Raw genomic sequence first — 8911 nt, forward strand, 5'->3', positions numbered from 1 at the left:
AGCATTTACATGAAAATTCCTGTTCTTGATTTAAAACCTCAATATCAATTGCTTAAACCCGAAATTGATCAGGCGATCGCCAATGTATTAGAATCAACACAATTTGTATTAGGACCTGAAGTCAAACTATTAGAAACGGAAATTGCTGATTATTTAGGGGTGAAACACGCAATTGGGGTAAATTCAGGTACAGATGCGTTAATAATTGCCTTAAGGGCGTTAAACATCGGTATAGGGGATGAAGTTATTACCACGTCTTTTTCGTTTTATGCTACAGCAGAATCTATCAGTTTAGTAGGTGCAAAACCGATTTTTGTAGATATTGAAGAGGGCGACTTTAACATAAATAGCAGTCAAATTAAAGACAAAATTACCAGTAAAACGAAGGCTATCATGCCAGTGCATTTATATGGGCAACCAGCGGCGATGACGGAAATATTAACCATTGCGAAAGAATATGGTTTAAAAGTGATAGAAGATTGCGCCCAAGCCTTTGGAGCGGTTTATTATGGAGATTGTTTAGGATGTCATCAAAGTTGTAAGGATAGCCAACGACAGAATTTGACACAAAAATATGTTGGTGGTATTGGCGATGTTGGGGCGTATTCTTTTTATCCCACAAAAAATTTAGGTGCTTATGGTGATGGTGGTATGATTGTTACCAATAATGACGATATTGCTGAATTAGCCAAAATGTTACGAGTACATGGGGCAAAGAAAAACTATCATAATGAATTAGTGGGTTATAATTCTCGTCTTGACAGTTTACAAGCCTGTGTTTTAAGGGTGAAATTAAAATACATAAATCAATGGAATGAAGCAAGAAGAAATATTGCCAAAAATTATAATCATTTATTAGCAAATAATCAGAATATTATTACTCCAAATATTAGCAAAGGACACGTTTTTCATCAATATACTATCAGAGTTAAAAATGGTAAACGAGATGAATTAAAGGAATACTTAGCTAAAAATGATATTGGAAGCATGATTTATTATCCTATCCCTCAAGATCAATTACCAGTATATCAAGAAAAATATCAACCTAATCCTATAACTATGAAATTAGCTGGAGAAGTTTTAAGTTTACCGATTTTTCCTGAATTATCCTTAGAAAGAGTAACGGAAGTAGCCCAAATAATTAATAGTTTTAACACATAATAAAAATGAAAATAATTAATAATATTATTGCTATTTTACAAAAAGAATTACAAGGTTATTTTTCCTCTCCTTTAGCCTTTAGTATCGCTGGAATTTTTTGGTTAATTTCGGGTTTATTTTTTATATTTATTCTGTTAAGTGATCAAGGAGTAATCCAAAATGTTGCAATTCAAGAACAAGGAGGTAATACTGTTAATATTGATGTAGTTTATGAATTTATGCAGATATTTTTTGGCGTAATAGGCTCGTTAAGTATGTTTATTTTACCAATTTTATCTATGGGTTTATATGCTGAAGAAAGAAAAAAAGGTACAATAGAATTATTAGCAACTTCTCCCGTTTTTAATTGGGTGGTAGCCATAGGTAAATTATTAGCAGTATTATTATTTTTTATTACCATGATTATGCCTATTTTATTGTATGAAGCCATTGCATTTAGTGGAGCGACACCGGCTGTAAATCCTCAAGTAGTAATCTTAGCTCATGTTGGCTTAATTTTAATGGCGGCTTCAATTTTATCTTTAGGGATGTTTATTTCTTCCCTTACAGACAGTACAATTTTTTCGGCAATTTTAACATTTATCTTAGTTATTTTTATCTCAATTTTGGATGCTATAGGGAATCTTTTTGGTGGGCAAATAGGCGAAATTATCGCTCATTTTTCTTTACTTAAAAACTATGAAAATTTTGTGAGAGGAATTTTTGAAAGTAGTAATTTACTTGTTTTTTGTACTTATATTATTTTAGGCTTATTTTTAACTTCTCAATCTATTGAAATTATAAGATTTACCAGAAAATAAATATTTATTAAACGATAAATTAGTAATAAAACACGGTTAAAGAATGAGAGATAATTTCAGACAAAATAAATATACTCATTTAACAGCGATAGAAAGAGATAAGTTATCTTTTCCTGCAAAGTATTTATTAACTAATCATCTTTTAAAAGGTGATATTCTCGACTTTGGTTGTGGTTATGGTAAAGATGTCGAAGTATTGCATTCTCAAGGTTTTTTAATAGAAGGATATGATAACTATTATTTTCCAAAATATCCACAGAAAAAATATGATACTATTTACTGTTTTTATGTTTTAAATGTACTTTTTAGTGAGTCACAAGAATCGGTAATAATGGCAATATCACAACTATTAAAGCCAAAAGGAAAGGCTTATTTTGCTGTCAGGAGAGATTTAAAAATCGAAGGATTTAGGAAACATTATATTCATAAAAAAATGACTTATCAGTGTTTAGTCAAATTACCTTTTAAATCTATTTATTTAGATGAGTTTTGCGAAATTTATGAATATCAACATTATAACCAACAAAAAAATAACGTCAATCGTTGTATATTTTGCAACCCTTACAGTAAATTAACTTTACTCACAGAATCTAGTTTAGCTTACTCTATTTTAGACGGTTATCCTCTTAGTAAAGGGCATAGTTTAATCATTCCGAAAACCCATGAAGAAAATTATTTTAATTTACCTTTTTTTCTTCAAAGTCACTGTTGGCAAATGGTAAATGAAGTGCAAAAAATTATCACAGAGAAATATCATCCTGATGGTTTTAATATAGGTTTCAATATACATCAAGCTGGAGGGCAAAAAGTCAAACATACTCACATTCATTTAATTCCTCGTTATCAAGGAGATAATCAAGGAAAAAAACATGGTATTAGGTGCGTTATTCCTGAAAATTCTTACTCTTAATTAGGGGTTGTGCATGGGAATCAGAAGACTTTAAAATCAATGATTTTTACCGTTAACTTGATAATAAAGTGTACAGTTTTAGGGATTTTTAGTCAAAAACTTAGCATTTTGCCCTTATTTTTATATTCATATCTTCTACATAAAACTTTATATATGATACCTGACATCTAATACCTGATTAGTCATCGAGACGTAAAAGTTTACGATAAAACTGTTGAGAAAAATCTGTTTGTCGAAACTTTTTAAAATTTTTAATAACTAAAATGAGATATTCTATAAATTTTGAGTTAGATAAATTAATTTCATAACTTAAATCAGCGTTACCGTCAAATTGAATACGACAACGAGTCATTTCCGCAGGTAAACGAGATACATACCAAATAGCCACAAAAGGAATATTCGTTTTTCCTTCGATGATTCTTTCTCCTTCAAGGTATCCCTGTTGATATAAACTTAAAGCATAGGGTAATATTTCATGTTGTTCTTTTCCATAGTAAGGTTGATACATAAGAGTATCCGCTTTACTTGCTGCTTGTAATTTCTCAATACTAGACATCTTTTTTCCCTATTTTTGCCACAATTTAAGTCTTACGATTGTTTATTTTAACTCTTAATTTGTCCTAAATTCAATCAACTTCTAACAGTAACAATTTACCATCTTTCTTTTTAATCTCTCTTTAATTATCTATGTCTCAAGTTATTAGTATTGCGCCAATGATGGATTATACCGACAGACATTTTCGTTATGTGATGCGTAAAATGACTAAAAAAACTCTACTTTACACAGAAATGATCACTACTCAAGCCATTATACACGGCGATCGCCATAAGTTATTAGACTTTAGTGAAGAAGAAAAACCAGTAAGTTTACAATTAGGGGGGGATAATGAAGAAGAGTTAGGAGAATGTGCCAAAATAGGACAAGAATGGGGGTATGATGAAATTAATCTTAACGTAGGTTGTCCTAGCTCAAGAGTACAAAATGGAAACTTTGGCGCTTGTTTAATGGCAAAACCAGAAATTGTAGCTAAATGCGTGGAAAAAATGCAAAAAGCTGTGAATATTCCCGTGACAGTAAAACATCGTATCGGTATTGATAATCAAGACAGCTATGAAGATATGGTTAACTTCGTCAAAATTGTTGCTAATAGTGGTTGTCAAAAATTTATTGTACACGCAAGGAAGGCATGGTTACAAGGATTAAGCCCAAAAGAAAATCGAGATATTCCTCCCTTACGTTATCAAGATGTTTATCAACTTAAACAAGAATTTCCTCACCTTACCATCGAAATTAACGGCGGAATTACCACGATGGAAGAAACAAAACATCATCTCAAGTTTGTCGATGGAGTGATGATAGGAAGGGCGGCTTATGATAACCCTTATCTTTTGGCTTCCATAGATCAAGAAATTTATGGAGAAACCACTCCTATCCTGACTCGTCAAGAAATTATCGAATCTCTTTATCCTTATATTGACTTTTGGACAGCAAAGAAACTAAAATTAAACACTATCATGCGCCATCTATTGCAAATTTTTGCTAAACAATCTGGCACAAAGCAATGGAAACGTTATCTTTCTGAAAATGGTAATACTTTTAATGGTGGTAGTGATATTGTTCGTCAAGCATTAAAAGAATTAGTAATTAGTAATTAGTCAATTATTACGGGGTATGTCAATTCAAGATCAAAGAAGAAAACGAGAACTGTTAAAATTATTAGAAAAACTAGGAGTTAAGAATGTGTCGGCGGTGAATTTTTCTCTGTTAGACTTAGCACTAACTCACAAAAGTATTTCTTTAACTCGTAACTACGAACATTTAGAATTTGTGGGAGATGCAGTTATTCGTCTGGTGTCAGCAGAAGTATTATTAGAAACCTATCCTCATTTACCCGTAGGAGAATTTGCCGCTATAAGATCTATTATAGTCAGCGATCGCTTTTTAGCAGAAATTGCCGAAGAATATAGTTTTAATTTATACCTTTTAAGTAGTCCTTCCGTGAGAAATGATAAATTAGGAAAAATGTCTCGTTTAGCAGATGCTTTTGAGGCGGTTTTAGGAGCATTATATGAAAGTACAAAAAACATGAGCTTAATTAGATCGTGGCTCGATCCTATCTTACAACAAAAAGCGGCAGAAGTTCATGCAGATCCAGCCAGAGAAAATTATAAAGATGCTTTACAAGAATGGAGTCAAGGAAAATATAAACTTTTGCCAACATATAAAGTAAAACAAAGCGAAACTTTTAATGATGAAAATGGACGTTTTACGGCGGAAGTATGGTTAAAAGAAGAATTATTAGGAGTAGGTAAAGGAGATACAAAAAAAGCCTCTCAACAAGCAGCCGCTCAACAGGCTTATAATTCCATTATGAATAATTATTAGAAGGGAAAAATTTAACAAATTCCTTCAATGTCTTTTGCTTAAATATTAGATTGCTAATACGCAAGTTACTATTATAAGATGAAATAATTAAATTGTAATAGTTAGTTTATGAAAGAAAATTTCTTAATGTGGTTAGATCGTTTTCTTGTAGTTGATGTATTTGTAGTAATTATTGGTTTTATTTGGTTTGCCATGGCGTTGGTAGGAAAATCTATAGGTATTCCTTTAGGATGGGATATCTGGTATCAACTATGGCAACCTGTATTTAATCCAGCTATTGGAATTTTATTTACAGGTGCATTATTAAGTGGAATAATCAAAAAAGTTCAGGAAAAATTGAGTAAAAGTTAATTATCTAAAATACTAGATTCAAGATTTTTTTCTATTTCCCAATCTTCATTTTCACCGCCGATAATTAATTGATTAATACCAACATATTCTTTACCTAATTCTCTTAGGGAGTTAATTAATATATCAAGGGCAATTAAATCGCTAGTGCCTAAATCAAACCAACATCTACCCCAATTACTTAAAAACTCAAATTCTCCCATATTGTGCATCGGTGACATAAGAGCATTATCGGCTAAATCTTCGTCATATTGCATATAATTAAGATCGATACCCACTTCTTGTATTTGTAAATTTTCGGCATTAAATCCTCCTAATTTGCCCAAATAAAACCATGAGTTAAAAACTTCTTCTACATATTGTTTTTCCATTTGTGAAGGGATATTTTCAAATTCTAACCAAATCCATAAATCAAAAGGATTAAATTCTCTAAATCTTATTTCCATTTTTTTTAGTTATTAAAACAGTAAAATAATTAAGCAGTTTTAGTATATGTTCAACAATATTTTATCATTATTTGTTAAACCTAATTGCCCTCTTTGTCAACGAACTACTAAACAAATTATTTGTCAATATTGTGAGCAAAAATTACGCAGTTGTCAACTTATTGATTATAAACAATTTAGTGATCCAAATTTTCTTTTATTTCCTTGGGGTAAATATGACAGTTATTTAAAACAAGCCATCGCCTCTTTTAAATTTGATAGAAAAAAAGACATGGGGGAATTACTGGGAATGTGGTTAGGGGAAGCATGGCTAGAATGTGGATGGGGAAAAATATATAAGAAGATGACGGTAATACCCATACCTTTGCATCCAGAAAAATTGAAAACCAGAGGTTTTAACCAAGCGGAGTTAATTGCAAGTAGTTTTTGTGACGTAACGGGGTATCAACTCAAAACTAATTTACTCATAAGGGTTAAAAATACAGAAGCAATGTTTGGATTAAACCCTCAACAAAGAAAAACAAATATTAATGAAGCCTTTGGTTTAGGGAAAGACTACCATAAAATCAATAAATCTCAACCCATTCTTATGATAGACGACATTTACACCACAGGTGCAACGGTAAATGAAGGGAAAAAAGTATTAACACAGAAAAATTTAAAAATCATTGGGGTTGCAACGGTATCCGTAACGAAGTTTTAAAAAATATTGACGTTGCTTAGAAGGAAAAATTATCTAAAAAGGTTAAGAGTGACTTACATTGCCGAAAAACAATGATCATCTATTCTAAAGCAACGCCTTTCAAATTAAGCATTTTTAAGTAATTGTTTCATGAGGTTATCTTTCACCATCATCTGACGAAATACCTCCATTAAATACTCTTGAGCTTGTTCTTGACTTAGCCTTTTCACTTGATCTTTTAAGACTTCTAACTTAAATTGTTGTTCAAGACTTAATTTAGCTGGTGTTTCCATAATATTCACTCCTCGATTTAGCTGTTAGATAATAAGCTAACATATGGATATTAAAACCGCAACTTTGTCAAGAGATCTGTTTTTATTGTTACAATTTTTAACAAAACCTCTAAAAACTTGAAAATTTGGATAATTAAAATACAATTATTAGATAATTATAAATATAAAATTATGATGGTTAATCAATAAAGCATTTCTTAAACTGCTTTTTTTTACTAACTTTTTGTCGTTTAATCTTAAGGAGAAAAAATCAATTATGTCTTATTCCTTCGACATTGTTGGAGTCACTCCAATCCTGGATTTTTTTTATTATCAACAGCAAGTAGAACAAAACCCAAACCGTAGTAAAGCCTATTTGGGTAGTTATCAGTGTAGCTTAGATGGGTTTATCAAATCTATTCAAATGATTCCTGAAAAGCCTCAATGGAATTGGGATGAAGTTATCGAAAGTATTGTTGACTTTTGGTTACATCAAGAGGAAACTATTGAAACATGGAAACAAACTCTGGATAATTCTCACCAACCAAACTTAATTATTGCCAGAGTTGCTAATGTTAAATGGTTAAGAGATGAGTTTCAATCATTACTTTAAGGTAATTATGAGTTACCAATTAGCAATTAGTAACTCATAATTAAAAATTCTCCTAACTTCTAACTCCTAACTTCTAACTTCTAACTTCTAACTCACCTGAGTTCGAGATTAAAAATCTTTTAAAATAAGGGTTATAGAGTAATAAGTGTTCAAATTTTCAGGAAGAGGAATAATTAAATCAAAGTAGATAATAGCCAAAAATAAATTTTTCATAAGTTGAAATCAATTCTTCATGAATAACGGGGTTTTTGTGCCAATAATTTTGGTAATAAATTACCATTAAGTTATGTTAGTTTTTCAATAACTGTCAAAAACTATTTATAAGAAGTTAACCAAAAAGTAAAAATTTACACTATTATTTTGATGAATATTATTAGAATTCCAGTTTTAAGCGATAACTACATATTTTTACTTCATGATGTAAATACCAATCAAGTTGCTGTAGTTGATCCTGCTATACCAGAACCAGTTTTAACAGAAATTAAGAAGTTAGGTGCGGATTTAGTGGCAATTTTTAACACTCATCATCATTTTGATCATGTGGGCGGTAATAAGGAATTATTAAAATATTATCCTAATGCGGTGGTTTATGGAGGTATTAAAGATAAGGGTAGAATTCCCCAGCAACAAGTATTTTTAGAAGAAGGCGATACTGTAGAATTTGGTGATAGAAAAGCAGATGTTTATTTTGTACCAGGTCACACTTACGCTCATATTGCTTATTATTTTCCCCCCCTCAATGAGTTAGATTGGGGTGAATTATTTTGTGGTGATACTTTATTTGCAGGTGGTTGTGGTAGGTTATTTGAAGGTACACCGACAGATATGGTTAATTCTTTAACTAAATTTCGTAATCTTCCTGATTCTACTAGGGTATGGTGTGCTCATGAATATACTCTTAGTAATTTAAAGTTTGCTATTACCATCGATAAAGACAATCCAGATTTACAGCAACGTTATCAACAAGTTGTGGGCGATCGCCAAAAAGATATTCCGACAATACCTTCTTCTGTCAAAATCGAAAAATTAACAAATCCTTTTTTACGATGGGATAACCCGAAAATAAAAGAGGCTATGGGTTTAAATGAACCAGAAAGGGTTTTTGGACGTTTAAGAGGAATGAAAGATAACTTTTAACAAACTAAGGTTATTATCATTCGTTAGAAGTTAAATAAATCAACAAAAAGTCAAGATAATAGTAATAAAAATTAACAAATAGCTGAAAGCCTTATAAATGTTAATATTTGAGAGTATTCCCTTTTTCCCAACCACGGATGACTAAGAAAATTAACC

12 protein-coding genes are annotated in these 8911 nt (G+C 31.1%); 9 read left to right on the top strand and 3 right to left on the bottom strand.

The window, feature by feature from the left end; all coding sequences use genetic code 11:
• Nucleotides 1-9 precede the first annotated feature (9 nt).
• Genes ACEW8E_RS15035 through ACEW8E_RS15045 form a run of 3 tightly spaced genes read left to right on the top strand, consistent with a single transcriptional unit; the run spans nt 10 to nt 2871 of the window.
• Nucleotides 10-1161, top strand: coding sequence for a DegT/DnrJ/EryC1/StrS family aminotransferase (locus ACEW8E_RS15035; RefSeq protein ID WP_373481170.1), 1152 nt, complete (start codon nt 10-12; stop codon nt 1159-1161).
• 5 nt (nt 1162-1166) lie between these two features.
• Nucleotides 1167-1961 carry an ABC transporter permease gene (locus ACEW8E_RS15040; protein ID WP_373481171.1) on the top strand — a complete coding sequence of 265 codons (795 nt, stop codon included), beginning with the start codon at nt 1167-1169 and terminating at the stop codon, nt 1959-1961.
• A 43-nt stretch (nt 1962-2004) separates the two neighbouring features.
• Entirely contained in the window at nt 2005-2871 is an 867-nt protein-coding gene (locus ACEW8E_RS15045; RefSeq protein ID WP_373481172.1) for a bifunctional class I SAM-dependent methyltransferase/HIT family protein, read from the top strand.
• A 178-nt stretch (nt 2872-3049) separates the two neighbouring features.
• On the opposite strand, the gene ebsA is transcribed toward ACEW8E_RS15045, so the two are convergent.
• Entirely contained in the window at nt 3050-3427 is a 378-nt protein-coding gene (ebsA, locus tag ACEW8E_RS15050) for a type IV pilus biogenesis protein EbsA (RefSeq protein WP_373481173.1), read from the bottom strand.
• Between the two features lie 131 nt (nt 3428-3558).
• On the opposite strand from ebsA, the gene dusA reads away from it, so the two are divergent.
• The 3 genes from dusA to ACEW8E_RS15065 all read left to right on the top strand — a co-directional run bounded on the left by dusA (nt 3559) and on the right by ACEW8E_RS15065 (nt 5608).
• Nucleotides 3559-4527, top strand: coding sequence for a tRNA dihydrouridine(20/20a) synthase DusA (dusA, locus tag ACEW8E_RS15055; RefSeq protein WP_373481174.1), 969 nt, complete (start codon nt 3559-3561; stop codon nt 4525-4527).
• Nucleotides 4528-4543: 16 nt separating this feature from the next.
• On the top strand, nt 4544-5257 hold the full coding sequence (gene rnc / locus ACEW8E_RS15060) for a ribonuclease III (protein ID WP_373481175.1): 714 nt from the start codon (nt 4544-4546) through the stop codon (nt 5255-5257).
• Nucleotides 5258-5365: 108 nt separating this feature from the next.
• On the top strand, nt 5366-5608 hold the full coding sequence (locus tag ACEW8E_RS15065) for a hypothetical protein (RefSeq protein ID WP_373481176.1): 243 nt from the start codon (nt 5366-5368) through the stop codon (nt 5606-5608).
• Here the strand turns inward: ACEW8E_RS15065 and ACEW8E_RS15070 are convergent.
• Nucleotides 5605-6051 carry a DUF3531 family protein gene (locus ACEW8E_RS15070; protein ID WP_373481177.1) on the bottom strand — a complete coding sequence of 149 codons (447 nt, stop codon included), beginning with the start codon at nt 6049-6051 and terminating at the stop codon, nt 5605-5607. The genes ACEW8E_RS15065 and ACEW8E_RS15070 overlap by 4 nt on opposite strands.
• Nucleotides 6052-6097: 46 nt before the next feature.
• On the opposite strand from ACEW8E_RS15070, the gene ACEW8E_RS15075 reads away from it, so the two are divergent.
• Nucleotides 6098-6754 (top strand): ComF family protein, encoded by a 657-nt coding sequence (locus ACEW8E_RS15075; protein WP_373481178.1) that lies wholly within the window; start codon nt 6098-6100, stop codon nt 6752-6754.
• 104 nt (nt 6755-6858) lie between these two features.
• Here the strand turns inward: ACEW8E_RS15075 and ACEW8E_RS15080 are convergent, their stop codons facing one another.
• Entirely contained in the window at nt 6859-7026 is a 168-nt protein-coding gene (locus ACEW8E_RS15080) for an NblA/ycf18 family protein (protein WP_373481179.1), read from the bottom strand.
• A gap of 256 nt (nt 7027-7282) precedes the next feature.
• On the opposite strand from ACEW8E_RS15080, the gene ACEW8E_RS15085 reads away from it, so the two are divergent.
• Nucleotides 7283-7618 (top strand): hypothetical protein, encoded by a 336-nt coding sequence (locus ACEW8E_RS15085; RefSeq protein WP_373481180.1) that lies wholly within the window; start codon nt 7283-7285, stop codon nt 7616-7618.
• A 363-nt stretch (nt 7619-7981) separates the two neighbouring features.
• The gene (gloB, locus tag ACEW8E_RS15090) at nt 7982-8755 is read left to right on the top strand and encodes a hydroxyacylglutathione hydrolase (protein ID WP_373481181.1); all 774 of its coding nucleotides are present in this window, start codon (nt 7982-7984) and stop codon (nt 8753-8755) included.
• The last annotated feature ends 156 nt before the right edge of the window (nt 8756-8911 follow it).

It is taken from the genome of Geminocystis sp., assembly GCF_041753295.1.
In the GTDB taxonomy this organism is placed as follows: Bacteria; Cyanobacteriota; Cyanobacteriia; order Cyanobacteriales; family Cyanobacteriaceae; genus Geminocystis.

Coding starts and splice junctions, on each gene's coding strand:
- dusA (WP_373481174.1), top strand. CDS start 3,559: ATGTCTCAAGTTATTAGTATTGCGCCAATGATGGATTATACCGACAGA.
- ACEW8E_RS15080 (WP_373481179.1), bottom strand. CDS start 7,026: ATGGAAACACCAGCTAAATTAAGTCTTGAACAACAATTTAAGTTAGAA.
- ACEW8E_RS15070 (WP_373481177.1), bottom strand. CDS start 6,051: ATGGAAATAAGATTTAGAGAATTTAATCCTTTTGATTTATGGATTTGG.
- ACEW8E_RS15035 (WP_373481170.1), top strand. CDS start 10: ATGAAAATTCCTGTTCTTGATTTAAAACCTCAATATCAATTGCTTAAA.
- ACEW8E_RS15045 (WP_373481172.1), top strand. CDS start 2,005: ATGAGAGATAATTTCAGACAAAATAAATATACTCATTTAACAGCGATA.
- ACEW8E_RS15065 (WP_373481176.1), top strand. CDS start 5,366: ATGAAAGAAAATTTCTTAATGTGGTTAGATCGTTTTCTTGTAGTTGAT.
- ebsA (WP_373481173.1), bottom strand. CDS start 3,427: ATGTCTAGTATTGAGAAATTACAAGCAGCAAGTAAAGCGGATACTCTT.
- ACEW8E_RS15085 (WP_373481180.1), top strand. CDS start 7,283: ATGTCTTATTCCTTCGACATTGTTGGAGTCACTCCAATCCTGGATTTT.
- gloB (WP_373481181.1), top strand. CDS start 7,982: ATGAATATTATTAGAATTCCAGTTTTAAGCGATAACTACATATTTTTA.
- ACEW8E_RS15075 (WP_373481178.1), top strand. CDS start 6,098: ATGTTCAACAATATTTTATCATTATTTGTTAAACCTAATTGCCCTCTT.
- ACEW8E_RS15040 (WP_373481171.1), top strand. CDS start 1,167: ATGAAAATAATTAATAATATTATTGCTATTTTACAAAAAGAATTACAA.
- rnc (WP_373481175.1), top strand. CDS start 4,544: ATGTCAATTCAAGATCAAAGAAGAAAACGAGAACTGTTAAAATTATTA.